The sequence below is a fragment of the Mycobacterium conspicuum genome (assembly GCF_010730195.1).
Classification (GTDB): Bacteria; Actinomycetota; Actinomycetes; order Mycobacteriales; family Mycobacteriaceae; genus Mycobacterium; species Mycobacterium conspicuum.
The window spans coordinates 1,816,003-1,842,733 of record NZ_AP022613.1; the positions used below are offsets into that span (position 1 = coordinate 1,816,003).

General features: G+C 64.1%; 32 protein-coding genes, 4 tRNA genes, 3 pseudogenes and 1 other annotated feature. Of the genes and pseudogenes, 21 read left to right on the forward strand and 18 right to left on the reverse strand.

All coding sequences use genetic code 11. The features are described from left to right. Positions 1 to 179: 179 nt before the first annotated feature. Positions 180 to 974: a hypothetical protein gene (locus G6N66_RS08830; protein ID WP_085235815.1), complete on the forward strand. Its 795-nt coding sequence runs from the start codon at positions 180 to 182 to the stop codon at positions 972 to 974. Positions 975 to 1,176: 202 nt separating this feature from the next. Here G6N66_RS08830 and G6N66_RS08835 read toward each other — a convergent pair whose 3' ends face one another. The 4 genes from G6N66_RS08835 to G6N66_RS08850 form a co-directional block, all read right to left on the reverse strand. Further along, positions 1,177 to 1,563 (reverse strand): hypothetical protein, encoded by a 387-nt coding sequence (locus G6N66_RS08835; protein WP_139825496.1) that lies wholly within the window; start codon positions 1,561 to 1,563, stop codon positions 1,177 to 1,179. A 106-nt stretch (positions 1,564 to 1,669) separates the two neighbouring features. Beyond that, on the reverse strand, positions 1,670 to 2,449 hold the full coding sequence (locus G6N66_RS08840) for a GAF domain-containing protein (RefSeq protein ID WP_139825495.1): 780 nt from the start codon (positions 2,447 to 2,449) through the stop codon (positions 1,670 to 1,672). 217 nt (positions 2,450 to 2,666) lie between these two features. Next, the gene (locus tag G6N66_RS08845; RefSeq protein WP_085235812.1) at positions 2,667 to 2,930 is read right to left on the reverse strand and encodes a hypothetical protein; all 264 of its coding nucleotides are present in this window, start codon (positions 2,928 to 2,930) and stop codon (positions 2,667 to 2,669) included. Positions 2,931 to 2,945: 15 nt separating this feature from the next. Beyond that, positions 2,946 to 3,161, reverse strand: coding sequence for a hypothetical protein (locus G6N66_RS08850; protein WP_163645739.1), 216 nt, complete (start codon positions 3,159 to 3,161; stop codon positions 2,946 to 2,948). Here G6N66_RS08850 and G6N66_RS08855 point away from each other — a divergent pair. Next, positions 3,154 to 3,399, forward strand: coding sequence for an excalibur calcium-binding domain-containing protein (locus G6N66_RS08855; RefSeq protein WP_232079237.1), 246 nt, complete (start codon positions 3,154 to 3,156; stop codon positions 3,397 to 3,399). The two genes, G6N66_RS08850 and G6N66_RS08855, sit on opposite strands and share 8 nt — an antisense overlap. Positions 3,400 to 3,688: 289 nt before the next feature. Here the strand turns inward: G6N66_RS08855 and G6N66_RS08860 are convergent, their stop codons facing one another. From G6N66_RS08860 to G6N66_RS08885, 5 genes and pseudogenes are all read right to left on the reverse strand, one after another. Then, complete coding sequence (locus G6N66_RS08860) at positions 3,689 to 4,120, reverse strand: hypothetical protein (RefSeq protein WP_139825494.1); 432 nt, start codon at positions 4,118 to 4,120, stop codon at positions 3,689 to 3,691. A gap of 122 nt (positions 4,121 to 4,242) precedes the next feature. Further along, entirely contained in the window at positions 4,243 to 4,599 is a 357-nt protein-coding gene (locus G6N66_RS08865; protein ID WP_139825493.1) for a transposase, read from the reverse strand. A 49-nt stretch (positions 4,600 to 4,648) separates the two neighbouring features. Next, a pseudogene (gene istB / locus G6N66_RS08870) lies at positions 4,649 to 5,448 on the reverse strand (IS21-like element helper ATPase IstB). Positions 5,449 to 5,494: 46 nt separating this feature from the next. Further along, positions 5,495 to 6,855 (reverse strand): annotated as a pseudogene (locus G6N66_RS08875) (IS21/IS408/IS1162 family transposase). Between the two features lie 121 nt (positions 6,856 to 6,976). Beyond that, positions 6,977 to 7,734, reverse strand: a pseudogene (locus G6N66_RS08885) (transposase). Positions 7,735 to 7,993: 259 nt separating this feature from the next. Between G6N66_RS08885 and G6N66_RS08890 the strand changes: the two are divergent. From G6N66_RS08890 to G6N66_RS08940, 11 genes are all read left to right on the forward strand, one after another. Then, positions 7,994 to 9,234 (forward strand): IS3 family transposase gene (locus G6N66_RS08890; protein ID WP_232079238.1). Its coding sequence is split into 2 segments (ribosomal slippage): positions 7,994 to 8,276 and positions 8,276 to 9,234, totalling 1,242 coding nucleotides; the frame shifts between segments, so codons are not numbered across the junction. Then, positions 8,269 to 8,385 (forward strand) — a sequence feature (AL1L pseudoknot). Its footprint overlaps the gene before it by 117 nt. Positions 9,235 to 9,591: 357 nt before the next feature. Beyond that, entirely contained in the window at positions 9,592 to 10,704 is a 1,113-nt protein-coding gene (locus tag G6N66_RS08895; protein ID WP_232079239.1) for a tyrosine-type recombinase/integrase, read from the forward strand. Between the two features lie 267 nt (positions 10,705 to 10,971). After that, complete coding sequence (locus G6N66_RS08900) at positions 10,972 to 11,196, forward strand: excisionase family DNA-binding protein (RefSeq protein ID WP_232079485.1); 225 nt, start codon at positions 10,972 to 10,974, stop codon at positions 11,194 to 11,196. A gap of 227 nt (positions 11,197 to 11,423) precedes the next feature. Then, complete coding sequence (locus G6N66_RS29330; RefSeq protein WP_232079240.1) at positions 11,424 to 11,582, forward strand: hypothetical protein; 159 nt, start codon at positions 11,424 to 11,426, stop codon at positions 11,580 to 11,582. Then, the gene (locus G6N66_RS08910) at positions 11,579 to 12,943 is read left to right on the forward strand and encodes a DUF3631 domain-containing protein (protein ID WP_085235118.1); all 1,365 of its coding nucleotides are present in this window, start codon (positions 11,579 to 11,581) and stop codon (positions 12,941 to 12,943) included. Before G6N66_RS29330 ends, G6N66_RS08910 begins: the two co-directional genes overlap by 4 nt. Further along, entirely contained in the window at positions 12,940 to 13,152 is a 213-nt protein-coding gene (locus G6N66_RS08915) for a hypothetical protein (protein ID WP_085235119.1), read from the forward strand. The genes G6N66_RS08910 and G6N66_RS08915 overlap by 4 nt, the downstream gene beginning before the upstream one ends. After that, on the forward strand, positions 13,139 to 13,411 hold the full coding sequence (locus G6N66_RS08920) for a hypothetical protein (RefSeq protein ID WP_085235120.1): 273 nt from the start codon (positions 13,139 to 13,141) through the stop codon (positions 13,409 to 13,411). Before G6N66_RS08915 ends, G6N66_RS08920 begins: the two co-directional genes overlap by 14 nt. A 14-nt stretch (positions 13,412 to 13,425) precedes the next feature. Then, on the forward strand, positions 13,426 to 13,953 hold the full coding sequence (locus G6N66_RS08925; protein WP_085235121.1) for a hypothetical protein: 528 nt from the start codon (positions 13,426 to 13,428) through the stop codon (positions 13,951 to 13,953). Between the two features lie 158 nt (positions 13,954 to 14,111). Continuing rightward, positions 14,112 to 15,215 carry a phage major capsid protein gene (locus G6N66_RS08930; protein ID WP_085235122.1) on the forward strand — a complete coding sequence of 368 codons (1,104 nt, stop codon included), beginning with the start codon at positions 14,112 to 14,114 and terminating at the stop codon, positions 15,213 to 15,215. 168 nt (positions 15,216 to 15,383) lie between these two features. After that, complete coding sequence (locus G6N66_RS08935; protein ID WP_085235123.1) at positions 15,384 to 15,794, forward strand: P27 family phage terminase small subunit; 411 nt, start codon at positions 15,384 to 15,386, stop codon at positions 15,792 to 15,794. Further along, positions 15,794 to 16,069 carry a hypothetical protein gene (locus G6N66_RS08940; protein WP_085235124.1) on the forward strand — a complete coding sequence of 92 codons (276 nt, stop codon included), beginning with the start codon at positions 15,794 to 15,796 and terminating at the stop codon, positions 16,067 to 16,069. The genes G6N66_RS08935 and G6N66_RS08940 overlap by 1 nt, the downstream gene beginning before the upstream one ends. On the opposite strand, the gene G6N66_RS08945 is transcribed toward G6N66_RS08940, so the two are convergent. The 8 genes from G6N66_RS08945 to G6N66_RS08980 form a co-directional block, all read right to left on the reverse strand. Next, a complete protein-coding gene (locus tag G6N66_RS08945; protein WP_085235125.1) occupies positions 16,066 to 16,566 on the reverse strand; it encodes a hypothetical protein in 501 nt (166 codons plus the stop codon). The two genes, G6N66_RS08940 and G6N66_RS08945, sit on opposite strands and share 4 nt — an antisense overlap. Then, complete coding sequence (locus G6N66_RS08950; RefSeq protein ID WP_085235126.1) at positions 16,563 to 16,889, reverse strand: hypothetical protein; 327 nt, start codon at positions 16,887 to 16,889, stop codon at positions 16,563 to 16,565. Before G6N66_RS08950 ends, G6N66_RS08945 begins: the two co-directional genes overlap by 4 nt. A gap of 462 nt (positions 16,890 to 17,351) precedes the next feature. Then, positions 17,352 to 17,594: a hypothetical protein gene (locus G6N66_RS08955; protein ID WP_085235127.1), complete on the reverse strand. Its 243-nt coding sequence runs from the start codon at positions 17,592 to 17,594 to the stop codon at positions 17,352 to 17,354. Between the two features lie 3 nt (positions 17,595 to 17,597). Continuing rightward, the gene (locus G6N66_RS08960; RefSeq protein ID WP_085235128.1) at positions 17,598 to 18,026 is read right to left on the reverse strand and encodes a hypothetical protein; all 429 of its coding nucleotides are present in this window, start codon (positions 18,024 to 18,026) and stop codon (positions 17,598 to 17,600) included. Next, complete coding sequence (locus tag G6N66_RS08965; RefSeq protein WP_085235129.1) at positions 18,023 to 18,319, reverse strand: hypothetical protein; 297 nt, start codon at positions 18,317 to 18,319, stop codon at positions 18,023 to 18,025. Before G6N66_RS08965 ends, G6N66_RS08960 begins: the two co-directional genes overlap by 4 nt. A gap of 114 nt (positions 18,320 to 18,433) precedes the next feature. Next, positions 18,434 to 18,508: transfer RNA gene (locus G6N66_RS08970), tRNA-Val, on the reverse strand. Positions 18,509 to 18,522: 14 nt separating this feature from the next. After that, positions 18,523 to 18,596, reverse strand: a tRNA-Cys gene (locus G6N66_RS08975). Positions 18,597 to 18,624: 28 nt separating this feature from the next. Then, positions 18,625 to 18,697: transfer RNA gene (locus G6N66_RS08980), tRNA-Gly, on the reverse strand. 181 nt (positions 18,698 to 18,878) lie between these two features. Here G6N66_RS08980 and G6N66_RS08985 point away from each other — a divergent pair. Next, a tRNA-Val gene (locus G6N66_RS08985) sits at positions 18,879 to 18,950 on the forward strand. A gap of 96 nt (positions 18,951 to 19,046) precedes the next feature. Here G6N66_RS08985 and G6N66_RS08990 read toward each other — a convergent pair. Beyond that, complete coding sequence (locus tag G6N66_RS08990) at positions 19,047 to 20,093, reverse strand: tyrosine-type recombinase/integrase (protein ID WP_232079241.1); 1,047 nt, start codon at positions 20,091 to 20,093, stop codon at positions 19,047 to 19,049. A gap of 957 nt (positions 20,094 to 21,050) precedes the next feature. Here G6N66_RS08990 and G6N66_RS08995 point away from each other — a divergent pair. From G6N66_RS08995 to G6N66_RS09025, 7 genes are all read left to right on the forward strand, one after another. Then, positions 21,051 to 21,233 carry a hypothetical protein gene (locus G6N66_RS08995; protein WP_139807415.1) on the forward strand — a complete coding sequence of 61 codons (183 nt, stop codon included), beginning with the start codon at positions 21,051 to 21,053 and terminating at the stop codon, positions 21,231 to 21,233. A gap of 273 nt (positions 21,234 to 21,506) precedes the next feature. After that, entirely contained in the window at positions 21,507 to 22,304 is a 798-nt protein-coding gene (locus G6N66_RS09000; RefSeq protein ID WP_163645798.1) for a DUF2637 domain-containing protein, read from the forward strand. A gap of 117 nt (positions 22,305 to 22,421) precedes the next feature. Next, positions 22,422 to 23,924, forward strand: a complete 1,503-nt coding sequence (locus tag G6N66_RS09005) for a DUF4226 domain-containing protein (protein ID WP_085235132.1) — start codon at positions 22,422 to 22,424, stop codon at positions 23,922 to 23,924. A 27-nt stretch (positions 23,925 to 23,951) separates the two neighbouring features. Next, the gene (locus G6N66_RS09010; protein WP_139807452.1) at positions 23,952 to 24,269 is read left to right on the forward strand and encodes a hypothetical protein; all 318 of its coding nucleotides are present in this window, start codon (positions 23,952 to 23,954) and stop codon (positions 24,267 to 24,269) included. A gap of 76 nt (positions 24,270 to 24,345) precedes the next feature. After that, positions 24,346 to 24,651, forward strand: a complete 306-nt coding sequence (locus G6N66_RS09015) for a type VII secretion target (protein WP_081235377.1) — start codon at positions 24,346 to 24,348, stop codon at positions 24,649 to 24,651. A gap of 15 nt (positions 24,652 to 24,666) precedes the next feature. After that, entirely contained in the window at positions 24,667 to 26,358 is a 1,692-nt protein-coding gene (locus tag G6N66_RS09020) for a PPE domain-containing protein (protein ID WP_139825410.1), read from the forward strand. Then, the gene (locus G6N66_RS09025) at positions 26,355 to 26,696 is read left to right on the forward strand and encodes a hypothetical protein (protein WP_139807450.1); all 342 of its coding nucleotides are present in this window, start codon (positions 26,355 to 26,357) and stop codon (positions 26,694 to 26,696) included. Before G6N66_RS09020 ends, G6N66_RS09025 begins: the two co-directional genes overlap by 4 nt. The last annotated feature ends 35 nt before the right edge of the window (positions 26,697 to 26,731 follow it).

Sequence of the window (26,731 nt, forward strand, 5' to 3'; positions counted from 1 at the left end):
CAAACCCGCGCCCGCACAGCGGTCTTGCTAGCAAAGCAGACGTTCGCGGAATCTCGTCGAAAGGTGCCGCGATCTTGTGGTCGACTGGCCCTGTGAAGGACGCAGAGTTGGGACGCGAGCGCACTCCTTTGGACGGATGCCGCCGCTACCGTCCGGTGAGGTACACGTTCGATACTCGAATGCGCTTCTTGGAAGTCAAGATCCAAGACGACTGGGATCCCGAGGTCATTCAGCAGTGGGAGCAAAACCAGGCGCAGGCGCGGCAGGGGATCCTCGCCCAGTTTGGCCCTATAGATGGACAGCGCAAGATCGACGACTTTATGGCGCTCGACGCGGCACCGTTCTCGGTCGTCGCGCAGCACACGGAGTTCCTCCATCAGGTCCGCGTGAGCTTCGTCGCCGGCGCCTACTACCCGTCTCTGACCGCGAGCGGCGCGCTTGGCGAGCGGATTTTGAATCAACTGATCATCACGATGCGAGACGACTTTCCGAAATCGAGGAAGGTGACAGTTCCGGAGTCATTCGACGACTGGGATAAGGCGGTCGAGATTCTTCGCGACGACTGGGGCGTGCTCGATGAGCACACCGCCAAGGCGTTTCTGAAGCTTAAAGCGATCCGGCACAGGTCCGTGCACTACTCGCCCGCCCTAGACTGGTCGACTGGCCGGGATCAGGCACTTGAGGCGATCGGCGTTTTGCAAGAGATCATCACCGCGTTGTTTTCGCCGATCGGACCTTCGCCCTGGCTGCTAAACCAGGCGCCAGGCGAGTTCTACGTTGCGCTGGACAAGGAGACGGCCCCGGTGGTCAAGCACTTCTTGATCCCAGCGAGTGTCCTGGTCAGTCCAAATCATCACTGGTCACCCGACAAGGTTGTCGATGACGAGACTTATCAAGTCACGTTTCCGGAACTGACGGATAGCGAGTTCGTGGCACATCGCACAAACCGCGCCATTTGGCCGGTTCACAGTTAGGCACTCCTGGCCGCGAGCACGCCGCGACCTTCCCCGGCCAGCTCCGCGCCCGCTATGTGCATTCATGGTCGCCGGCCTGCCACACCGGCAGTTTTTGCAGGAGGTCGTACAGATCACGGTATGGCTGCCGGTGGCGACGGGACCGCAGCCCACATATCCGGACAACGGTTGCCGGTGCATTAGCGGCACTGCGCGCGACAGGTTAGGAGGACGGGGCAGCTTCCGGCTGGGCGGCGATGAAACCGCGCACGATTTCAGGCCAGCTCCATGCGTATTCGGGTTGGTCCTCCCACTTTGTGCCGACGGGGCCGATAGGGCATCCGGTGCTCATCAGAAGCCGCGCCGTCGCCTCGGCCATCTGACCGCTGTCGGCAGCTTGCTTTAGCTGCGCGCGCTGGTCGTCCGAGCGACTGTCCCACCATTTCTGTAGGTGGGTTTCAATGAGCGATGTCTCGATCCACCGCCGGCGGAGTGTGGCAACCTCGCCCCGCACCGCCTTTTCTGCCTCGGACCAAATGCTTTCGACGGCCTTGCGCGAAGTGACGTCGCGAGCACCCCGATGCTCGTGCCTGACCATCTTCACCGGCATGAATCTGCACCCGCCTTGCTATACATGTTGCCCATGTTACTCGTGGGGCAACTGATTCCAATGTGATTACATCGGACCATATGGGTCATTATGCACCGCCACCCTGTCAATGTTCAGCGATCGCAAATGCGATAGCCAATAGGTCGGCTACCAAGCCCACCAGCTGCTTGTCTGTATCGACCAAACTTCCTGGCCCGGGCGCGTCAATCGTCACCATGCCGTAGCCGTCCGCATCGTTGTGAATACTCGCTGAGATGAACGTTTTATAGCCGGATCCCGTTCCGCCGTAATCGATTCCCTGAACCGTGTCGATATCTTTCACAAACAGCGGGTCGCCACCTGTCGCGACGAGTCTCAGCGCGGAATCGCCGCGCGCTGTGTTCTTGATAAACGGGCTTGGCCTTACTCCGCCGCCGCGACCGTGGTAACTCACACATTCCATGTCGCCGTTCGCGGTGACCTGGTAAACGGTGGCCCGCAGCCGTGAAACGTCCTTCAACAGCAACGTAAGGGCCGAGACCGCTTGTGTACACACCGTTGTAATGGTCGTCCTTCTCCTTCCTTTCGACTGCGCAGGCATATCCGCTATGAGTTCAGCGACGGGCTGCATCGCATCCTTCAACGTGATCCGAAACCGGTCGGCGACCTTGAGGTCGAGCTCGGCCACCCGTTCGGATGCGCGCTGCTTCGCGAACAGCAGGAAGGCACCCAGAAAGATGACTGCAACACCCGACAGCAACGCTGTCCAGTCCCCGCGGCCATGCCTGTTCTGGCCATAAGTGACGAGGAATGTTCCCGACGCCGGCGCAAAAACACCACCCAGGAGAAGAACAGGAGTGGCGTTGTTGTGCAGAACGATGCCGATGGCGATCTTGAGGTCTGTCAACCGCCTCAATCTGACCCGACTCAGCAGTGACACCGCCGAATCTTAACGACATTTGAACACGAGGAGCTTTCGACGCGCCTGCTTAGCTGTGGAAACGTCTGACCACATTCCGGTAACTCTTGCCGCGAGCCCCGAGCCGGGACGGGACGGCCCAGAGTCCCGACGGTTGGGCTGCTGGGGACGCGCGTACCGGTCCAGGCAGGTCCGCGTCGTCTGACTAGGCAGTTTCGATGCGGTCGTCGGCGAGCGGAGGCCAGTCGCCGTACACACCGACCAGCTTGTCGCCGACCAGCATCGCCGCGTGCTGGCGATCGGCCCGTTCGCAGATTTCGGCATCGCGCCTACGGCGCTCGATCGCACGGTCATCGCGTCGCGCCAGCCAGCAGCCGATCACGCGGCCGAGCACCAGGGCGCCGGCCAAGGTGACCAGCAGCAACCAGAACTTCACCACGAACACAACGAGCAGCGTGAGCGCGATCATGGCATCAACCTTTCACTAGGCACCGACATTCGCGGCCGGGGCGAACTGCGCGCGAAGCGCTGCGATGTCGGGAGGTTTTTCCAATCGGATTATCGAAAATGCTGCGGCCGGGCCGCATGGAAAGAGACGATCCGGGGCGATGCGAATAACTATCAGTGAACCGGCGCGCGCCAAACTAGAGAAAGCGCTCGCCTGGATACTGATTGCCATCATCGTGATCTGCGTGGTCATCGTCATCGTGAACCTGACGAAGAAAGCTCCGCGGCTGCCGTCAAACCCAAGACCCGACCGCCCGACCACTCAGTCGTCGGCCACCACCACGCCGAGCCGCTCGGGGCCCTACTACCAGAACTGCGACGAGGCCCATAAGGACGGCCGCTGGGACATCCCCGAGGGTGATCCCGCCTACCGGCGCGAGCTGGATAAGAACCACGACGGGGTCGCCTGTGAGTCCCGCAAGCCGGGCTGAAAGATCGGGCCGCCCCCAAGAACAGCTAGGGGCGGCCCGACTTAGCTCGTCAGACGCGGACTAGCGCAAACTCGTTCCGGTTCGTTTCGGCCCCCGCGCCTTGGCTTCGGCTTCGGCACCAGCCGAAGCACAGGAGCCCTATGCTCGTGCTCTCGCGCGTCGGCCTGCTCCAACACGGAGATCAGCGTCACCAACTCAAGGTCGGTCAGATCTTCTATTCCGACCCTGTCGGTCAACTCCAACACGTGCTGTTCGGCCCGATCGCGATCAATTCACATACCGAAGGCGGTCATCGGCCCGCGGACCCCTCGTCGAGCCACCCGCGCGCTTCGGCGAGCAGCAACGCCGCCTGCGTAGCCGCCTGCGCCAGGTCGATGAGATGACCCGTCGGTCGCCAAGATCTCGGCCGTTTCGGCGCAATCTTCTGGCATGCCATCGATCCGAGCTTCCAGCGCGACCGAGAGCGGATATCGACCATTCGGGTGCCAGTAGGCGAATCGCTCAATCTTGCCGCGCACCGGACCGCACTCAATAACGCCACACGTGTCCCATTGATCGACGATGGTTGCCCCATCCGGATCCGGGACTGGCGGCAATTCGCGCGCTCAACAGTGACGGTGCCCTCGGCTGCGGTGGTCACGCCGGATTTATGGCGTCTTATCAGCTCGTCGACTATCTCCCTTGTGGTCAAGTCGCGCGCTGTCTCATCGGCGGTGGTCATGGCTAGCTACCTCTCGAATAGGTTGCTAGCGCCCCAGGTGACGAGTTCACATGGAGTTCATGCGGTCCGATGCTTGATTCAGAAACTATCTCGGCTCTTCGGATCTTGGCGGGGTGCTGTGTTCATCGGACGACGATGGATGTGAGGACGCGCCAGTTGGGTTTGCCGGCGTAGAGCAGTGCTCGGATGCGGTAGTTGTTGAAGTTGGTGAAGCCGTAGCCGATGCGCTTGATGCGTTTGATCAGGTTGTTGAGGGCTTCGGTGGGTCCGTTGCTGACGCGGGCGATGTGGTAGTTGCAGATCTTGTCGTACCAGGCTTTGAGGGTGCGGGCGAGCTTGTTGAGTTCGGGGGGCAGGCCCGGGCGTAGGCAGTGTTCGATCAGTTCGGACAGCATCGCGCGGGCGGTGTGGATGTCGGTGCAGCAGTAGAACTCGCGCAGGCGTTCCTTGACGCGGTAGGCCAGGGTGACGGCGCTCATCGAAAATCCCCGGCTGTGCTCGCCGAAATTCCTCACCTGTGAGCAGCGGTCAGTGTAGTTGTTGGCGGGTGCCGGTGGTGGTTCGGCGCAGGGTTTCTGCGGCGGCGTGGTGGTCACGTAGCCGGTAGGACTCTCCGTCGAGGTTGATGACCACGGAGCGGTGCAGCAGGCGGTCGAGCATGGCAGCGGCCACGGTGGTGTCGCCGAGGATCTCTCCCCAGGCTCCCACGCCGCGGTTGGTGGTGATGACGATGCTGGTCTTTAAATACCGTTGGGAGACAACCTGAAACAACGCCGAAGCGGCCTCGGCGGGCAGTGGAAGGTAGCCGAGTTCATCGATCACCAGCAGCGTCGGGCCGGCGAAGAAGCGCATGGTGGTGGCCCAGCGTCCCTCGATGGCGGCGCGGTGGCAGCGGGCGGCCAGATCGGCGGCGGTGGTGAAGTACGTCCGGTAGCCGGCATGTGCTGCGGCCCTGGCCAATCCGACCGACAGGTGTGTTTTTCCAGTACCCGGTGGGCCGATGAGCAGGATGTTGGTCGCTGATTCCAGATAGCGGCAGGTGCCCAGCTCGTCGATGAGCTTGCGGTCGATCCCGGCGGCAGCATCGACGTCGAAGTCGGCCAGGGTGGCTGGGGTGGGCAAGCAGGCGAACCGAAGCCGTCCGGCCAGTCGGCGGGCGGTGGAGGCTTCGACCTCGACGGCCAGCAGCCGCTCAAGGCAACGGTCAGCGACAGCCCGTCGGCGGTGGCCTGGTCGAGCACGGCAGGTAGGGCTTCAGCGGCCGCGGCCAGTTTGAGTTCGGCCAGATGCGAGCGTAGCTGCTGATAGCGGCTCGCCGCCGCCGACAGCGATTCCTCGGTTGTGGTGGTGGTCTTACCGGTGCGCGGTGTGGGGTCATTGGATGGTCCTGTTCTGGGCGGCCCGCTCGTAAGCGGACAGATCGATGACGGTGGAATTGGTTGACGGAGTGGATGTTTCAATTGCGGTGACGGATGGCTGATTGATCGCAAGCAGTTGCGCGGCAGCGGCTTTGGCCGCCGGGCCGGGTGGGATGCGTTCCTTGCGGCGGTGCGCCCGTCCGGTGGTCGCGGTGGCGATCGCCGCGGCATCCAGCGCGATGACGTGGCCGTTGTCGCGCACCATGACGCCGAGCCCGTCGGCGGCCATCCGGTGCCTGGCAACCACGATCCCACTGGCGGTGGCGATGTCGCAGAACTGACCGCCGACCGGATGCGACACCACCACGTTGGCGGCGGCCAGCTCCGGGGGCACCGAGTAGCGGTTACCGCGGTAGGACACCATCGCTTGGCGCGATGCGGTGCGGGCCTCGGAAACGATCACCGGATACGCCTGCGCCGGTATTGGTTGTAGTGGCTCCGTTTCGGCCACCACGGCGACCGAGGAGCGGCCATCAGCGGTGGCCCGCAGCCTCGTGTCACCACGCACCCGGGCGAAGCGATCCAGGTTCGCCTGGGCCGCCTCGACGGTGACGTCGTCGGCCAGGGTGCGCCACCAGCGTTGCGCGGCGGTGTGATTGACCTTCTCCACCACGCCCTTGCGGTTGCCGCGCCGCGGCGGGCAGATCGCCACCGATACGCCGTAGTGCTTGGCCACCCCGGCGAACGAGGCGCTCACCCGGCCGCTACCGGGATCGCAGACCGTGGCCATCCGGTCGAACCGCCACACCGCGAGACGCCGCCCAGACCGCGGGTGACGCGGTCCAGGCCGGCGACCAGGTGGGGTTGGTCCTCGCTCGGCGACAGATAGCCGCGCCACTTGCCCGAATGGGCCAACGAGCCGACCAGCAGGTGTGCGGTCTTGCCCCAGCCCCACGATTCCGGCGGATCGGGCAATTCCAGCCAGTCCCATTGAGTTTCATCACCCGGTGCATGGGGGATCACCGCGTTCGGGCGCTGCGTGGCCGTCCGGCACGCCTCACAGACGGGCCGCAGGTTCCGGGTCCGGATGTTGCGGGTCAGGCTCTGATACGACAGCCCGAACCCGAGGTCCTCGAGTTCGTCGAACAGGGTGCGGGCCCACAGGTGCGGGTCCTCGGTCAGCCTGGCGGTGACGTAGTCGATGAACGGATCGAACGGGTCCGGGTCGGGCCGGGCGCGGACCCCGGGCGCGCCGTCACCGGCCAGATACTTCCGGACCGTCTTGCGGTCGAAGCCGGTGTGGCGGGCGATCGCCGAGATCGACCAACCACGTTTGCGTAGGGCATGTACTTCCACATCGTCCTCCCATGTGAGCATGAGAAAGCGGGCCTCCTTCGGTGGAGCTACTGGCGTCAGACACCAGCAGCTTCGAGGGAGGCCCGCCCTTCTCGGCGGAGCCACACGGGTGGGGAATTTCGATGAGCGTCAGTGGGGAATTTCAGTGAGCGCGGTCAAGGGCGACTTCGCCGCGGGGATCGCCCAGTTGCAGCAGCGATGTCAGGCGTTGGGTGGCCTTGGCGTCGAGGCGTTCCTCACCGGTAAGCAGCACGCGGCGGACCCGGTAGAGAGGGTCGTTGCGCCGGCCGCGGTGGCCTTTTTGTTCGCGCTGCACACGTCGTCGAATGTCGTCGAGGGTCCGGTTGGCCAGTTGCACGCAGTGGAACGGGTCGACGACCTGCTCAGCGCGGGCAGCATCACGGTGTAGACCGCGGCGTAGGTCGCCGACATGTCCAGGGCGCCGAAGCGAATGCGGTGTTTCCAGGCCAGGGGTTGTTGGTCGATCCAGCCCGCGACATCGACATAGTTTCGGCTGGGCAGGATCTCGATGATCTGGTGGTTGGCGACATCAGCGACGGTGGTCGCATACGAGCGGGCCCGGCGGCTGGATAGTTTCACAAACGAGGTCTCGTCCAAGCCGATCGCGGTCGTGGCGTTCAGGCGACGCCGGTCGGCAGCCAGCAGCGCTTGGCCGTAGGTCATGACCGCGTCATTGACGGTGTGCCAGTCGCAGGAAAGTTCCTGCGCGACATCAGAAACCGCGCGACCTGTCCCGACCTGCATCGTGGCCCATTTGGCGCAGCGGGTCGTCAGCAGGCAGTTCTTGGCCGCGATGCGATGGTCGGCACTGGTCCAGCTCGCCCCCGCACAGCCGGCTCGCCGGCAAATCACACGATGCTTGCGCCAGGCCAGACGCATCGGCTGGCCGTAGACGGGCAAATCGACATAGCGCACCGTCGGCCGCTCCTTGATCTGGCCGGCGCCCCCACACGTCGGGCATAACCGATCCACGACGGTCTGCTCGATCACCAGCTCGACATCAGGACCGCTACGTCGATAGGCCAAGACACGGACATCCTTGAGCCCGACCAGGGCCTCAACGATCTGACTAGGCTCATAACGGACGAAGGTGAAGTACCCCAGGTTTTGTTCCGATCTTCGTAGGAGGATTGGAACTATGCCCCGTCAGTATCCGCTTGAGTTCCGCTTACGTGCGTCGCGTTTGGTGGACACCATGCTGGAGGATTCAGATATTTCTGAGTCGATGGCCATCAAGTCGGTGGCCAGCAAACTTGGTGTTGCTGAGGAGTCGGTGCGTCGGTGGCGGCGTAAGGCTCAGGTTGATGCCGGAGAGCGGCCTGGAACGTCCAGTTCCGAGCATGTCGAGATCCGCAGGCTCAAGCGTGAGGTCGCCGAATTACGCAGAGCTAATGAGATTTTGAAGTCTGCGTCTGCGTTTTTCGCAGCGGAGCTCGACCGCCCCGCGACGAAATGATCGCCTTCATCGATACCTACCGCGATCAATTCGGGGTCGAGCTCATCTGCCGGGTGTTGCGGGCAGCTATTCCGGGCTTTCTCACCTCCCGCGGGTATCGGGCCGCGCGGACCCGCCCACCCTGCGACCGTGAGATCCGCGACGAGCAGCTGATCGCCGACCTGCTGGCGGTGCACCGGGAGAACTTCTCGGTCTACGGCGTGCTCAAGATGCACCGGGCCATGAAGCGCAAGGGCTGGCACCTGGGCCGCGAACAAACCCGACGACTAATGCGCAAGGCGGGCCTGCGGGGCGTTCAGCGCGGGAAACCGGTGTTCACCACGATCACCGACCCGGCCGATCAGCGGCCGGCAGATCTGGTCAATCGGCAGTTCAAGGCCAGCGCACCGAACCGGCTGTGGGTCGCTGACATCACCTTCGTGCGAACCTGGCAGGGATTCTGCTACACCGCGTTCGTCACTGATGTATGCACCCGAAAGATCGTCGGCTGGGCAGTCTCGGCGACGATGCGCACCGAGGACCTCCCGCTTCAAGCGTTTAATCATGCTGTGTGGCAGTCGAATACCGATCTATCTGAGTTGGTACACCATTCCGACCGCGGATCCCAGTACCTCTCGCTGGCATATACAGATCGGCTAGCCGAGCTCGGGATCGCACCGTCAGTGGGATCGCGCGGCGATAGCTATGACAACGCCCTCGCCGAGGCCGTCAACGCCGCCTACAAGACCGAGTTGATCAACCGTGGCAAACCCTGGCGATGCATCGACGACGTCGAACTCTCGACCGCCGAATGGGTGGCCTGGTACAACCAGGAACGCCTGCACGAAGCCCTCGGCTACGTTCCACCCGCCGAGTACGAGGCCGCCCTCACCGGCACCTCACACCCCGCGAGCCAGCCAACCCCGGCCCTCGCAACCGACTAGGAACAAAACCTGGGGTACTTCAGAGGTGCTTTTGAATTTGATGGTCACGCTTCAAAGACTCAGGCACCTTCGTCCCCAACAACCGCAGGGCACGCCGACCTCAAAACCAGCACCGGACCCCGCTGGAATCCGAAGAGCCACTATCTCTGAAGTGCTCGGACTCTGGTGCGCGATACTGGGATTGAAGTAGGCGATCTCGGCATTTACTCTTTCGTGTCGCGACCAGCACAGATGGGCTCTGAGCTGCCGACACGCTGCACAGTATCGCGTGAGTCATACGGAGGCAAGCGGAACATCACGTATGCTCATTTGGCACATATCTGGCACGCAAAACGCGATACTGGGCGGACACTGGAATTGGCCAACAAGCGCTCATTCGGAAACATTCGCGCACTGCCGTCGGGTCGGTATCAAGTCCGGTTTACCGATCCAGACGGCCGCTACATCACGGCGCCCAAGACGTTCGCCGCCCGCATCGACGCCGAGGCGTGGCTGACGGACCGGCGCCGCGAGATCGACGCAAAGTTGTGGAATCCGGACACGGTAGCCAAGCCCGACAAGATCACGTTCGGCGCCTACGCCGCCGCGTGGCTCGCCGGCCGCCAGGTCGCCGGGCGGCCGATCAAGGCTCGCACGCGTGAGCATTACCAGGCCATCCTCGATGACCACCTGATCGAGACATTCGGCAATCGGCAGCTCGCCAGCATCAAGCCGAAAGACGTCCGCGAATGGTACGCAGTGACACTGACAGAACAGCCGACCATGCGCAGCCACGCGTACAGCCTCTTGCGCACGATCATGGGCAGCGCGGTCAACGATGAGCTGATCGACGGCAACCCGTGCCGCATTGTCGGTGCCGGCCGAGCCAAGCGCGTTCACAAGATCAGGCCCGCGTCAGTAGACGAGCTCGCCGTCCTCACCGCAGAGATGCCCGAGCGGCTACAGCTGATGGTCACGCTCGCTAGCTGGTGCGCGCTGCGGTTCGGGGAGACCATCGAGCTGAGGCGCGGTGACATCGACCTATCCAACGAGGTAATCCGTATCCGCCGCGCCGCGGTGCGCACGAAAACGGGCACGTTCGAAGTCACCACGCCTAAATCAGAGGCCAGCATCCGAGACGTTGCGATCCCGCCGCATATCATCCCGCAGATTGAAGCACATCTATCGAAACATGTTGGCAACAAGCGTGATTCGCTGCTATTCCCAAATACCCGGAATGAGCATTTGCAGCCATCGACGTTGATGCGACACTGGTATAAAGCGCGGAAAGCGGCCAGCCGTGGCGATCTGCGCTGGCATGACCTGCGGCACTCGGGCGCGGTGCTCGCTGCCGCGACGGGTGCAAGTCTCGCCGAACTCATGGCGCGCCTGGGACATTCGACGCCTCAGGCCGCGATGCGATATCAGCACGCAGCACAGGGAAGGGACCGTGAAATTGCCGCGCTGCTCTCGAAGATGGCGCAAGGCTGACGGCCCGAGGTTTCCGCGACACGCGCGCCAACCTGAACTACCCGGAACCTACAGGCACTCCCGATATAGTTAACGCGAAGCCGGGACAGGCGCCCAGCATACAAATTGAACAGTGGCACGCTAGCCGCGAGTAGCCGGGACAGGCGCCCGAATGAAAACGGCGAACGATGAGCCTCCCAGGTGGTGGACGTCGAGCAGCAACGCATCCCAGTGTGGCGAGGGATGACTTTGCGCTCACGTTCGCCACACTTCTTTACGGGAGATGCTGTGCCCAAAAACAAAGCCCAACTTTGCCTTTCAAGTGCCAATGGGAACGGTCGCCGCTACGCCAAGCTTGCCGACGCGGCCGAATACCTCGGAGTTACGGACCGCACCGTTCGGCAGATGATCGCCGACGGCCGAATTACTGGTTACCGTTCGGGCAGTCGGCTTGTCCGCGTTGACCTCAACGAGATCGACGCTGCCATGAAGCCATTCGGCGGTGCAGCGTGAGTCCCCCGAAAGAAGTCGGGGCCGGCGTCCCGCATCACCAGGACGACCGGCCCACGACCACCAGCAGATTCAGCAGCCACGACACCGCCGACACCCGCGGCTATTTTACCGATCGGCTATGTCAACTGCGTCGCAGGCGCGCCGCCGCGCGGCGTCTGGCGCCACTCGATTGCGGATGTCCAGATCCGTGGCCGTGCCGGTGTTCAGACCCCCCATTGTCCACACAGATGATCGATGCCGGGCGCAGAGCGGCCGAGCATATTCTCGACAACGGCGAAGTCCCATTGCTCGAACTCGAAGTGCTGCAGGCTCTTTGGCGTCGCGGTGGTGACGACCGCGCGTTCGCCGAGCAGTTGCACGAACTGACCGGCGGCCAGATCGGATGAACGACTCCGAAACGCTGCGTCAGCAGGCGCTCGATGCAGTCGCACGCCATTGCACTAATGGTGCTGCGGTGCACTCCGAGCCGCCCTGGCCGGCCGACGATCCGGGACCGGCCGAACCAGCGGCCCTGCCAGAGCCAGAGCCGGAACCCGACGACGGAGCACGCTTACTCAACGACATTCGCAGTTTCCTCGCCAGATTTGTCATCTATCCCACCCAGCACGCGCTCGACGCTCATACGCTGTGGATCGCGCACGCATGGCTGACGGACGCTTTCGAGTCAACGCCGCGTATCGCGTTCCTGTCGCCCGAGCCGGGCAGCGGCAAATCCCGCGCGTTGGAAGTCACGGAGCCATTAGTGCCGCACCCCGTACACGCCGTGAACACAACGCCCGCTTACCTGTTCCGCAAGGTGGCCGAGCGCGGCGACGACGGCCGCCGACCCACGATCCTCTACGACGAAATAGACACCGTGTTCGGGCCAAAAGCCAAGGACAACGAGGACATCCGCGGCATGCTCAACGCCGGGCATCGCAAAGGCGCTGTGGCCGGACGATGCACCGTGCGCGGCGGTCTGGTCAAGACTGAAGAAATCGACGCGTATTGTGCCGTCGCCCTGGCCGGCCTCGACGACCTGCCCGACACGATCATGACGAGGTCAGTCGTCATCCGCATGAAGCGACGCGCACCCAGCGAGCCCGTCGAGCCCTGGCGGCACCGCATCAACCGGCCCGAGGCCGCAGCACTCGCCGCCCGGCTCGCCAATTGGGCGGCAAATGTAACCGCAGATGTAACCGATAGGTGGCCCGAAATGCCGCCATCGGTTACAGATCGCGCCGCAGACGTCTGGGAAGCACTGTTGATCGTGGCAGATCAGGCGGGTGGACACTGGCCGGAATCGGCTCGCGTAGCCGCTGTAACCGCTGTAACCGAGTTGTCCAACGCAAGGCAGAGCCTCGGTGTGATGTTGCTGCGCGACGTCCGAACGGTGTTCGACCAGACCGGCGCAACCCGATTTGTAACCGATCAGCTAATAACAAACCTCAAAGAGATTGACGAGGGAGTTTGGGCCGTCATCCGCAAGGGTGAGCCGATTGACGCCCGGCGCCTGGCGAGTTTGCTACGCAAGTACGGCATCGAGCCGAAACCGCAGCGAGACGGCGACCGGGTGTTCAAAGGCTACGCGCGTAGTCAATTCGAAGATGCGTGGGCGCGCTACCTTCCTCCTGAATCGTCGGTTACACCAGTTACACAGAGCACAGACGCCGAACTGTGCACCGATTGCGGCACTGGGCTCGAGCACGTCGACTCGATCGCTGCCGGCCGCTGCGCCGAGTGCCAACTGACGCGGGGTGCCCAATGAGGCTGCGACCAAAGCGGTTCGCCGCGGCCGCGTTCGCCAAGGCGAGCGGGGGCCCGCGCCCAATCACCTTGAAGCTCGGTCCCGCGTTCGAGTTCGACCTCAGCGTGGCCGAGGCCATCCAGTTGGCGACCGCCCTGGCCGATGCCATCGAATCTGTACCACCCCGCCAAATCACCGAAAGGAAACCACAACACCATGTCACCAAGTGATCCCAGCGAAGAGCAGGCGCTCCGCCAGGCCGGTTCGACAGCGCTCGAACTCATAGAACTATGCCGACTGGCCGACGAGTCCGAACATGTCTCGCTCGACACCGTCACACGCACCGACTGGCCGACGGTCGCCGCAGGAATGGTCTACCTGATCCAGTCCACCGCCCTGGTGGTCGGCAACGGCGACATGCGCGCCGGGCTGGCCGCCATTCGCAACATCGTCATCGGCGGACTCGCCCAACCATCCGAAGACAGCTAGAGGGACAAATAATCATGAGCGAAACAACAAGCACCACAACGCAATCAGCCGACCAGGCGCCCGAACCGGCCACGGCCGTTGCTGGTGACGCCGGCGGTTACGAACCGACCGCCGCGGATTACGCCGCGGTGGAAGCCGAGATCCGCGCCAACGCGGCCGGACCCGACACCGAGGTTGACAGCGACGACGCCGGCCGGGGGAGCCGCGAGGCTCGCTACCGGACCGAACGCAACGAGGCCCGCGCCGAACGTGACGCCCTGGCCGGCCAACTCGCCGAGCAGCGACGCGCGTTCATCAACTGGCGCGCGGCCACCACGCGCGGCATGGACGCGGCGCTGCTCGACGCCGCCGGCATCGACGTGGACAGCTTGCTCGATGCCAACACCGGACAACTCGACGTGGGCGCCGTCGATGCGTTCATCGAAGCGACGGCAACGCGGTTCAACATCCCGCGCGGCTTCACACCCAACCGCGCACAGGGCAGCTCGGGCGCTTCCGTCGCCGCGCCGCCGCAACTCAAAGACGCGTTCCGGGTGCGATGACAGCTATGCTGGCGTTCGGGAGGCCATCAGGTCCGTGGCCCGGTCTCCCGAACGCAGGCGCCAGGTTGCGCACCGTCACACCGCCGAGCGGCGACGGAGAACCAAAACTGTTCGCCCACGCCCGTGGGACAGTTCACGCGCAACCCTAGGACCGCACAATGGCTTTCACTGCCACTACCCCGAATAGCGCCGCCGCATGGCGCCCCGATCTCTACAGCTTCGCGCCCGAAACCGTCATCCCGAGCGCGCTCATCTTCAGCATCACTACCGTGTCCGGCCAGATCGAAGGTGACGCACCGTCGCTACGTGTGGCCTACGCCGACGACGCCACCGCCGAGTTCATCGACGAGGCCGCCGAAATCGACGAAGCCCAGCCCGATCTCGCCGAAGCTCTGGTGTACACCAAGAAAATCGCGCTGCTGATCCGCATGTCGCGCGAGCAGTACACGCAAAACGGCACCGATGAGCACTTGAGCAACAGCGTGGCGCGCTCGATGGTTTACAAGGCCGACAACGCGCTCCTGGCGCAGCCGGCACCAACCAGTCCCGCCGTCGCACCCGCAACGGGCTTGTGCAACACCAGCGGTTTGGTCACTCAAAGCGGTGTCGCCGACGACCTCGACGCGCTGGTCGACCTCGAGGCCACCGTGCGCGCCAACCGCGGCTTCCCGACCGTCTGGGTGCTCGCACCCGACACCTGGGCAGCGTTGCGCAAGCTCAAGATCGGCAGCAGCTACAACTCCACCTTGTTGGGCGCCGGCACCGACGACGCCGAGCCGCGGTTGCTCTCGATCCCGGTGCTCGTCAATCCCGAAGCGCCGAGCATGACCGGGCTTCTGATCGACCCGCGTGCCATCGTTTCCGCGGTGTCGCCGCTTATGGTCGCCACGAGCGCGGACATGTACTTCAACAGCGACTCGATCGGCGTGCGCGCCCTCATGCGCACCGGGCACGCCGTGGTGCGGCCTGATCGCGTCGGCATCTTCGCGCTGCCGTCGACATGGACGGTCACGTTGGGGTCGCCCAGCAGCGGCAACTTCACCCTGACGTACAACGGCGCGACAACCGCGAATATTGGCTACACGGCAACCGCGGCAAGTGTCAAAAGTGCACTCGCCGCCCTCAACGACGCGTGGTCAGCATCGGACTGGACCGTCACCGGCAGCAACGGCGGCCCGTACACCGTTACCTCACCGGGCGGAACGCTCACCGGCAACGGCGCTGGCTTGACGGGTGCCACGTTCAGCGTCGTTGCCGCGTAGGAAGAGGCTTGCGCCGCGGCGGCTACCTATCAACCGCCGCGGCGCTGGGCGCGGACACCGCGCAGCGCACCATCCTCGCAGTCAGAAGGGGGTGGAGGGTACCCCCCGACGACCCATCGCCGCCCGGAACGCCATAGCAGCCGCGCGGCCCGATACGCTCCGGCCGCCGTGCCGTTTTCCGCGCCGAGCTACGACAGGACCGAAATGGCAATCAAGCAGGAGAAACCGCCGCGCGGCCTCGGCGCTCATGGTCGCCGATTGTGGCGCTCGGTGGCCGCCGAGCTCGCAGAAGATGGCCTGATTTTGACGGCAATCGAGCGCAATTGGCTCGGCAGCGCGTGCAAGCTGGTCGACCAGGCCGCCGCTGTCGAGGCCGAGCTGGCCGGCGCGCCGATGTACATGACTGGAAGCATGGGCCAGCAGGTGTCCAACCCGCTGCTCAGCGAGCTTCGGCAGCTGCACCTTGCGATCAACCAGACGCTGGCACGCATCAAGACCAACGTGCCCGATTCGCCGGCCATCGTTCCCGGCGTCAACCAGGCGCGAGCGGCCATCAGCACGCGTTGGCGGGGTGCCTGATGCCACGCCGGGTCACGAACACGAACACATCTGGGTTGCGAGGGCTGCTGCTCGCCGAATACCGGAGGTCGTTAAAGCGGTGGCGGATTTCGGGCCGGACGTACGAGGTCGAGGAAGCGTTGAATTCTGGTGCCGCAGCGGGGGTGTCCTCGGCCCAGATTATGCGGGCGCTGTTCGCGGCCGGGCTGCCGTGCGCTGATTACTGCCACGGCGGCCGGCACTACGGGGCGACGTTCTTGCTCGACGAGCGCGGCGAGCTGCTTGAGGTGCATTAACCGAATACCGCTCCGGGATCCGCGGTGAGAACGTAAAAGGTTTCGGTCCATTCATCGTGGGTGTCGTGATCGACCCTGACGCGCCAGGTGTACCGCTTGTTCGGTTGCAGCGGTAAGCCGTTCGCGAAATGCATCACAAACTGGTGGGACGGCCGGACAGTGTTGGGCGGCACATTCATACCTGGCGCTACTGCCGGCTTCAGAGAGTCGGCAGTGCCGACGCGCAGGAACTGAGGATGGCCGTCCGGCCCTGGCAGCGTTACTAAGCTGCCGTCTTCATGCTCCAACGAAAGCTCGATCGCGGGCGATTCACCGACAAACTCGGGTGGGAATGAGATCCGTGCCACCACGGCATGAGGTGCAGTCAATTGGGTGTTGGGATCGATTCCGACCATGCTGATGCCGGCGCCGATGATATTTACTTTTTTGTCTGCGTCTATGTTGGCGAAATCAGCGAGCAACAAGCTCACGATTGCGCCATCGGCAACGTCGCTCATGCAGTTCTGGCGCTGGTGCCGCTCATGGCCGGGGCGTCAAGGCGCTCGAACGGCGGCCTTGTTTGGCTTCGGAGTATCCCCAGGAACTGCTCTGGCGTCGGCAGGCGGTCCGGAGCCAACTGTGTCCAATCCACAGCAACATAGACAAGTCGGTCGCGTTCGTCCACGCGGTCAACGATCCCGACGGCCACGAGATTAGCCTCCGGTTCCCGCACCAGAACATGCTGCCCAGCGACCGGCATAGGTCCGCGCACGTCCTCGTATCCGGAGAACGTCAGGCCGCCAGCAACGCGCACGTTCGGATCAATCATGATCTCAGTCACCTTGATCTGGCCTCCTCTCCTTGGTGAACGCCTCAGCGAATCGCGTCGTGTCCTCTAGCGTAGGCGGGTCTCCAAGAACGACGGAATAATGTTCGTCAGGCTCACCTTCGTACTCGTCTTTCTCGAAGGAAAAACCCTCGTCCAGCAGCTTTTGGGCTGATGTGCAAGACCACAGGTGCGGATTCCTGGCTGGATCGAGACCGTGAAGTTCGGTGGCCTCAAGGAGTCTTCTTATCACGTCTTCTCGCGTTTCGCCTGGTCGCGGGCGGTCTGCCCACACCGAGGCAGTGTGGTGGCCTTTGCCATCAGTGCGCCGCGCATCCAGTGCGGCCCTATTGAGAAGGCCCTCTGGGCTCATGGGAGTAAAACGTAATACCACAGCGTCCGGCGGTGGTTCGTTTGGCACATTCAGCAACCTTAGTGAGCCAAACCGAGGCTAAGGCGTGATGCGGCGATAGTTCGTCAGGCTGGTGGGTAGTCGCCGTACACGCCCCGCTCATCGCCCGCGAGCACCTGGGCGTGCTGCCGATCCGCCCGCGCGCACAGCTCGGCTATCCGCTGCCGCTCGGCGGCCATGCGGTCATCGCGCCGCCCTAGCCACCACCCGGCCGCTCGCCCGATGACCGCGGCCGTGGCGAACGCCGCCAAGAGCCACACGAACTTGACGACGAACGCCACGGCCAGCAGCGCCAAAATCACCGGCATCGGCTACCTGTTCAGCCGATCCAGCTCGTCGGCCGCCTCGATCAACGCGGCGCCCGCGGCCCTCAAATCATCGGAGGTGAACCGATCTCGATCAGGACCATACAGTCGCCCGTAACGCTCAACCCGTCCGTCGCCGCACTGGAACCCGGTCAATGCGACTGCGAACCCATTCGCGGGCTCACGGGTCGTGCCGACGAACTCCCGCGACCATTGGCCAGCGCGCTCTGTCCAGCCGTAAACCTCATGGGCATCAAGCGGTTTTGTGATGTGCGGAAACATCACCGCGTCGACGAGGTTGTCGGCGGCGTATTGGCGCGCCTCGGTGAGCAGTCCCTGTTGCTCATCGGGAAACTTCGACTCCCATTTCTCCATCTCGGCGATCTGCGCGGGTGTCAGCTCGTCGGCCAGATCGCGCCAGGTGCTCGTCGTCACTGCAGTGCATCCATCGCGTTGGCCGCCTCGACAAGCGCAGCAGCGAGTTCGCGGGCTTCGATAGCCGTCAATGAATCGCCCTCCGGCACGTCGTAAATCGAGACACCGCGCGTAACGGCGCCGCTCGCGTCCTGGAAGCCGTCGACGTTGACGCCGACTCTCCCTGTGTCGTGCTCAGACCAGACCAGAGACCGGACCAGTAAGCCCGTTTCGTTGTCGATGGAATCCCACTCGCCGGCTGTCGCGCCGGCAGGGATGGGCAGATTGGGATCAGACGTGGTTGTAGTAGTCATGCGATGCACTCTCCTCGATGGGTCTGACACCGAGGCCGCCAACGACAATCTGGCACGTATCTGGCACGCGGCAAAATCGTAGGCCTAAAAACTGCCTCTGACCTGCAAGAATGCTGGTGCGCGATACTGGGATTGAACCAGTGACCTCTTCCGTGTCAGGGAAGCGCTCTCCCGCTGAGCTAATCGCGCTTGGGAGTCGAATTTGGAGGTGGAGACGGGAATCGAACCCGTGTGCACGGCTTTGCAGGCCGTTGCCTCACCACTCGGCCACTCCACCGCAGGGATTGATGCCACTTGCACCTTCGAGCGGACGACGGGATTCGAACCCGCGACCCTCACCTTGGCAAGGTGATGCGCTACCAACTGCGCTACGTCCGCGTGCAACGGGCGAGATCGTCGTCCGGTGCGAAGGACGACGATAGTCCACGTGACCGGGCGCACACAAATCCGTAGGTACAGTGCGTGTCTCGGCCCGTGCGCGCCCAGGGCCGACACGGGCGGCGAGTTCTACTGACCTGTCGTTCGTGCTAGTCTTCGACGTCGTTCGCCTCTCGGCGCCGGTCCCGTGGCTCAGTGGAAGAGCGTCCGCTTCACACGCGGAAGGTCGCTGGTTCGATCCCAGCCGGGACCACAAATATCAGTACAGGTCATCGCCTTTTCCGCTGTCCGGATTTCGATCCATCACCGACAACGGCCTGGATTATCCGCCGTTTATCCGCCGCCACGGTTAGCCGCCGAGCCCGTCGAGCGCATCCGCCACACGATCCAGGTCGGAGTCGTAGAGATCGGCGTAAGTGTGCGCGGTGACCACGATCGAGGCGTGGCCCATCGTCACCTGCAGGAGTTTCAAATCGGCGCCGGCCGATCGCGACAAAGAGGCGTAGGTGTGTCGGAGGTCGTGCACGCGCATCGTGGGATGCCCGAGTTCGGCGATCCTTGTCCGCCAGGCAACGGCACGTTTCCAGTTTTCGAGTCCGAGCCGCGAGCCCTTCGGCGACATGATCGCCGGTTCCCCAGTCGGACGCCCCTCGATCCGTCGTTTCAGGATCGGCACCAGCCGTTCCGGAATTGGCACGCTGCGGCGGCCGGCGCGGCTTTTTGGCGGTCCCTCAATGAGGCGACCGGACAACTGCGTGATCGATCGGCGAATGCGAATGCGCCGCGCCTGCAGGTCGACATCTTCGACATTGAGTCCGGTCAATTCTCCGAACCGCAATCCGGTGTAGGCGAGTATCAGCACCACGTCGCCTTGCTTTGCGGCTCTTGAGTCTTCGGGCGTGGCCGTATCGCATAGTTCGACTAGCTTCGTGACCTCCACCGCGGTCAGGTAGACATGGCTGGTTTGGCCCATTGCCGGGAACCGAACGTTGGATGCGGGATTCTTGCCGCGCAGCTTTTTGTCTGTGATGGCGTGGTCCAGCGTCATCCGCAGCACGCTGTGCGTCCAGCGCACCGTGCGGGGCCCTAGGCCTGCGGCGGTCATTTCGTTGACCCATTCCTGCACGTCTTCTCGCAAGATTCGGCCGATTGGCCATTTGCCGAACTTTGGCTCTATCCGCAGGCGCCAGTTGTCCTCGTAGCCACGACGCACCTTCGGCGACAGATCAGGTCGGGAGGCAAGCCAGCTCTTGTACACCACACGCAACTCGAGCTTGCCGCCGCGTGGGTCGACCGTCTCGCCGTCTTCACGGGCTGACCGCAGTTCGCCGTCGAACAACTTCGCAGCCCGCAGGGTCTTAAATGTCTTGGACCGCTTGGCCCCGTCCGGCAGCAACCATTCAACGTCCCATCGCGTGCCGGAGTTGGCTTCTCGCCTGCGAATCGTCACCGTTTAACACCTCGATGCGGCAAGCCATTCCACCACATCAGCGCGCATCCAGCGCCGATGCCGGGATGACAATTTGCAGTGATTCGGCCCGGGCGACTCTATTCCTCGCTCTCGTTTCGCCGCCCAGTCATGCAGCGTGGAGACCGGGATGCCCGTCATGCGTGACACCTCACCCGCAGTTAACACCTCGTCCATCGCCATTGTCACGGTTGATGCCCTTCTTGTCCGCTTGCCGAAATCTGTTGGCGGCCTGATGGTGCGGCAGTCAAAAGCCACTCGCAGTGTTCGGATTTCCGAGAGATGCGTTGGGCGACAGCACGCATGATGAGCTCGTCCCGAGGCGGTGCGTTGCGGTACCCGGGATCGACTCGGTGCAGCAGTACACGATCGCGATCGCGGTCGGATGTGCACCCGATCCCCCTCGCGGTGGCCGGCAACGGTTTTCGAGTTCGCGCCTTCGGGGACGACGACACCGAAGCTCGGCTGAGTCGTACCGCATCGCTGGCGTCCTTGACAGTCAGCAGTTGTGTGCGCATGGTCGGAATGACCGAACCAACTGGGTCATGCTTACTACTAAGGCTGCTCATTGCCCCACTGTACGAAGGCTGAAGAGCTCAGGCGACGGTCAAAGGAAAGTTCTTCGCCACGCATATCGATGTGCGCAGCACGAACCAAAGTTGTTGCAAAGCAGTATTTACCGCTAATTCCCGATCGAGCGTTACTTTGAGAGAAATCCGCTACGCGAGGCCGATCGCGCCCCAAACTGACGCGTCTCTACCGTCGCGTGGCCATGGCCAGAGTCGTCAAGTTCGGAAGACGGTGAGAGAAGCATCCCGGGTTTGGTGCAACTTCCTTCTGTGTGAAGGATGGCGACTATGGCCAAGCATTACCCGGTCGAGCAGCGTGAGCGCACGGGTGAAGATGGTGATCGATCACCTTCAGGAGTATCGGTCGGTGTATGCCGCCTGCCAGTCGATCGGCCCGAAGGTCGGCGTCGGTGCGGAATCGCTGCGGCGATGGGTGTTGCAGGCCCAGGTCGAAGCCGCCCAGCGGCACGGTGTCACAAGGTATTGCGAGTCGGATTGAAAATCCGCAGCCGGCGAGCGACGCGTAACGCCGCCGCCGGCTGTATGTTTCAGCTGTAAGCCCAACCACTGCAGGCCTGAACGGAAGACTCAACGCCGCTTTTCTGGCCTCTCCCACGGTGACCGCCCGTTCCGCCCGTCCGTCTTATGCGAAGGAAATCTCGCAGTGACCACGCTTGACACCCGTCGAAACGGTGCCGCGGTAGCAGCACAAACCGGCGTTGAGCCTCAGCCGATGGACGACCTGGCACCGGCGGCCGGGCCCAGCGGCCGTATGCAGGCCAACTCGCGTCGTCGCGGGCGGCCGGCGATTAAGCCGCGGCTTGCGAGGGAAGCAGATCAGACCGACGACGAGATCCGCACGTTACACCTTGTTCGCAGAAGTCGCCGTGCTGCTGGGGGGTTGACGATCGGGATCGCGACGGTCAGCTTTGTGCTGTCGTTTACGTCCTTGCGTGAGTTGGCGGCGATGGCGGCGTGGCCCGGCTGGCCGTCGTGGCTATGGCCGTTGATTATCGACGGGACGATCGTCCTGGCGACGCTGGGAATTGTGTCACTGGCGCCGTATCGGGATCAGTTCTGGAACCGGGTTTTCCTGTGGGGTGTCCTTAGCTCCGCGGCTTTGGTGAGCGTTGGCGGTAATGCTTTGCATGCGTGGCTGTCCACCGGGCACATGGTGTTATGGATGAGGTGGGGGTCGGCGGGGCTTGCCTGTGTTCCACCCGGGGCCTTACTCGCGACGACCCATATCGCCGCCATCTTGTGGCGGTTCAATCCCACGCCCCCGCCCGACGCCACCTCGCAGTTGTGCGACCGTGCGCTCGAACTGGCGGTGGACAGGATGGACAAATGGCGCGCGGCGGCGGCCCAGATGCACGAGGATGGTTATTGCCGGAACGTGACGACGACAAAGATCGCGCACGCTTTGCGATATCTGTACGAATGCCGCCCGCCGATGTCGCTTCGCGCCATCGGTGCCCAGCCGGAGATCGAGCTGCACCACGACAATGTGGGCAAAATCCGCGACGCGGCGCCGATTGTGCTCGGTGTGCCCGTCCCTGGCGGGCGGTGAGGACTTCGTCGGAGCAGCATGGGTCGAAACGGGTTGGGCGCGACCGTCGCATAGCGCCAGCAGGCGGCGGTAGCGTTTTGCCCAGCGACCTGCGTGTAGAGGGGATTCGGGCGCGCCATGGGCTTATTCGACGTCTTGGATGACCTGTTCGACGACCTGACGGGGATCTTCGGCGGTGATGACGACGGTGAGGGTGGCGATGAGTTTGATGGGCCGCCCCAGCGGGCGCTGCCAGCGCCGCCGGCCGGGGCGCCGCCGTGGGGGCCCGCTCTGCCAGTGCCGAACGGCCCCAGCGGGTTACAGCAGGGCGTCGATCACGCCGGAACTACCTATCAGCAGGCCAGCGGCGCGCTCACCCAGACCGATGACAAGCTGGCCGGCTTGCTCAAACAAATTTTCGCCACCAACGACGACACTCGCTCCAAAATCGGCGCCATCATCAGCAGCATCGAGACGGCGCGGCGCGCGCTGACGTCTCACCCGCAAATGGCCAATGACCCGCATGCGATGGCGCTGTTTAATGAGTTCTTGGACGGTCAGCTCGCCCAAATTCAACAACTGCTCGACAGCTCCAAAGTGGACAGTAAGAAGCAGGCTGAGCTGCTTTCCGCGCTCGGTGATGAGTACCGCGACAGCGCCGGCGGAGGCCATTCGAAGGACCAGGGCAACGCAGGCATCGCCGGGGGTGGTGATGGGGGCGGTGCTGACACCAGCGGTGATGGCGGCGGCAGTGGCGGTGGTGAGGGCGGGGCGGGCGGAACCGCTACAGGTGCCGGTCCGGGCGGGCTGACTGATCCGCTGGCTGGGCTGAGCGGGCTTGGCGGGGCGGGCCTGGGCGATCCGCTGTCGATGTTGGGCCCGGCGATGGCGGGGCTGGGGTCGATTCCTGGCGCGCTGGGCGGCGCTGCAGGATCCTTGCCGATGGATGCGCTGGGCGCGATGGGCCCGCTGGCGAGTGGTTTGGCCGGCCAGGGCGGGGGGGACGGATTTAAAGACAGCGACGGTCACGACCACGGCAAGTCCGACGATTTCGAAGACGGGTCGCACGGCAAGGGTGACGGCGATGGCGGCAAGAACGGCGCCGCGTCAGCCGGCAAGGACGGCACCGGCGATAAGAACGCGCCGACGCAGCCGGCGGGTACGACTCAACCGCAGCCGAGCACACAGCCGGCCCCGCCGGCCGCTGTGCCGGCCAGCGCGGGCGGTGACCCGAGCCGGGTGGTACAGATGCCCGATGGTTCTGCGGTGACGGCGACGACGGCCCAACATGCCGCCGCGGTGCGGGCGGTGCTCAACGGGGCGACGGTCAGCGATGGGTGGAAGCAGGCCCACGTGGAGTTGCCGCCCCCGGGAACACCGGTGACCGCACCTGCCGATCCGAGCCATTTGGTGCCCGGTCAAATCGCGCAATTCAAGAGTCGTGACCCGGTCATGTATATGGGTAATGGCAAAATCTGGCTTGATGGGCAGCTACAACCGCAAAGTGCACTGCCCACAGGTGATTTCCTGGGGTGGGTCGATCCACCTCAGCTGGCCGGTACAACGACGCCTGCCTCGCCGCCGCCGAGCACCGCTGCACCGGCCGGCCAGCCGACAACGACGAATACCGGCGGTAGCTAAATGTGGGGCAACGATGCGGGAGTCGCGGTGACCGACGAGCAGCACCAGCAGGAAGTGGAAGTCTTTCCCACTGTCGTTGAATGGTCATCCGATGGCGCCTTAATGGTGGAGCTCGACTGGCAGGGAGAGGGCTTGCGGGTCCAACTCGAGCCGGAGGTCACCCGCTCGTGGACCTCAGAGGTCCTGGCGGACCGGATTATGCGGCTCCACCGGCTGGCGTTGATGCGGGCGCGCGCCGAGCAACGCATGCGCGTCATTGAGGAGCACGGTACTGCGCTGCCGACGACACCGGGGTGGCCAAGTTTGACCGATGTCGACGAATATCGGCGGACCATCGATTTTTGACCTGTTTCGACCGATGCGTAGCCCGCTGAGCCGTTGTTAGGCTTTAGCAAATAGCCAGTGCAATGGGAGGTGTGCGGTGGCCGGCAACGATGTGATGCTGGATTTCGACGCGTGGAATCAGCACGCACAGTGGTGGGATCAAGAGGCCCCACGGGTGCGAGAACGTCTCACTGTCGATCCCGGCACGGCGCAAAGCGTGGGACGACGCTTCGGTGACATCGGCTGGGAGGTGCGTCAGGCCCTCATCGAGACGCTGCAGGCGCGTAGGGAGGCGGGTCAATCGCTGGGGCAGTATTGCGAGGGTGTGGCCGGCCATATCCGGTCGAGCCTGGCCTCCTACCAGCAGACCGAAGGCGACAGCCAGCAAATCCTGCAGACGTAACTAAAGGGCTACGCGGTGGCGGATTCAGTACGCGTTGATACCGAGGTCGTCCGGTCGGCGGCGCGCCAGGCAGATGCCGCTGGCGCGACCGCAACGCCAGGCTCGGCTCAGGTGCAGCCGAGCGCATCGGACGTGGTGTCGGTGGGGGCGAGCATCCGTTTCACCGCGCAGGTGACCTTGGCGCGCAAATACACCGTGATGGCCAACGCGATGACACGCCAGTTCGGGGTGAAGCTCGATGCCAGCGCCGGCGCCTATGACGACCAGGAAGCGCAGTCGGCCGAGACGCTGGGCACCGGGAGCGCCGGTGCGGTTGTGCCCGCCGGGCGGACCCTGCCGGCAGGGCAGGTGGTGCCAGCGGATCTGGTGTCTGGCGGCGTGGGTACCGGTGAAGTCCCGGCAAGCCCGCGCGATATTGCTCGCCTGATCGAGACCGGCCGCGCCGGCGCGGGCAAGAAGACCTGGCAGGCGATGGAATCAAGCCTGCGCGCCGAAGCCAAGCAGCTCAGCGACGCTGCCGATCAGCTGGGCGCGGCCATCGGCATGACGGGTGATGGCTGGCAGTCAACGTCGGCGGATGCGGCCACGACAAGGATGCGGGCGCTGCAGACGTGGTATCAGGGCCACGCCCGCTATGTGGACGGCCTGGCTGAGCAGGCCAAGGTTCATGTGCAGCACTTCTCCAAAGCCCTCACCGATGTCCCGCCCTATCGCCATGTGCTTGACGCCGAGCGGGAGCTGAAAGCGGCTTTGCAGTCCAATGCGCGCGCCGGTGGCGCTCACCGGCTTGCTGTGGTTAATGCCCAAGTGAAGGTCAGCAGGCTTTATCAGGCCTCGACGGCGGGGTTTAGCACTTACACGTTCTCCGAGGCGGCTCCACAGCCCAAGATGCCGACGCCGCCGCCGGGCCCGAGCCCAGATGTGGCGCCAGCCGCGCCGCCGGTGGGCTCCGGGGAGGGGCCGGTGGCGCAGCGGGAAGCAGAGCACTCGCCCAAGAGCGCACCCCTGGACCCGGTGCAGGGAGGTCCGGGTGTGGGACAGGATTTGACTAGCGGGCCGACGTGGCCGCCCGGGGCTGCTGATCTAGCTGGCCCCGCGAATCCGCTGGCCGATGCGCTGCCGGAGACGGTGGGCTCACTGCCCTCAGAAGTCATTCCTGGGATCATCGGCGGCGTGGTGGGCGGCCTGGGTGGTGTACTCGGTGGCCTTGCCGGTGCGGGCCAAAAGGCGCTGCAGGGAATGGAACAGGCGGCCGGGCCGATGATGAGCGGTGCGAGCCAGCATCCGCCCGGTGGTGAACCGCAGCACGGCGGCGAACAGTCGCCCCAGTCACCGCAGCCGCCTTCGGCAGGCGATCTGTCGGATCCGGGGGATCTGGGTGCTGGGGGAGGCGGAGCTGCCACCGAGCCGGCCGGCGGGGAGGTCCCGCTGGCAGCACCGACCGAAGTCGCCGCCGCGCCGGCGGCGGCCGCGCCGGTCTCGGCGCCGTCAGCTCCGGTCGCGCCAGAAGCGCCCGCGCCGGGGATGGGCGCCATGGGTCCGATGATGATGCCGCCCATGCGGGGCGGAGGGGGTGAGGGTTCCGAGGCGGACAATAAGCGGCTCTACCAGGAGCGCAAGCTGAAAGTGGTGGCGCCGGCCAACAGTGAGCCGGTCAAAAACCGCAGAGAAGGCCGCGCGAAACCCGATGATCGGAAGAAGCCGTGAGCACCCCTCAGGAAAGGATCGCCGCCGTCGACCAGGGGCTTCGAGTGACACGGGCGTTGATGGCTGAACTGAACACGGCCGTCCAGAACATGCGCGAACGGGACCCGATCAGCGACGTGGTGGTGGCTTCCTTCGACCGCGATGGCTATTTGCGCGATCTGTTCATCGAGCCGACCGCACTGACTGATTACACCCACGCGGGGCTGGAGGACTTGATCACCGAGGTGTTGCGCGATGGCAATGAGCGATTACGCGAGGCCAGCAATGCGGTGATCGACCGGTATTGGGGGCCGGAGTCGTCCTGGCATGAGCTCAAGGCGTTGCGCGACGACTGGTGAGCTCCCGGTCGCAGGCGGGGCTCAAGGGCAGCCTT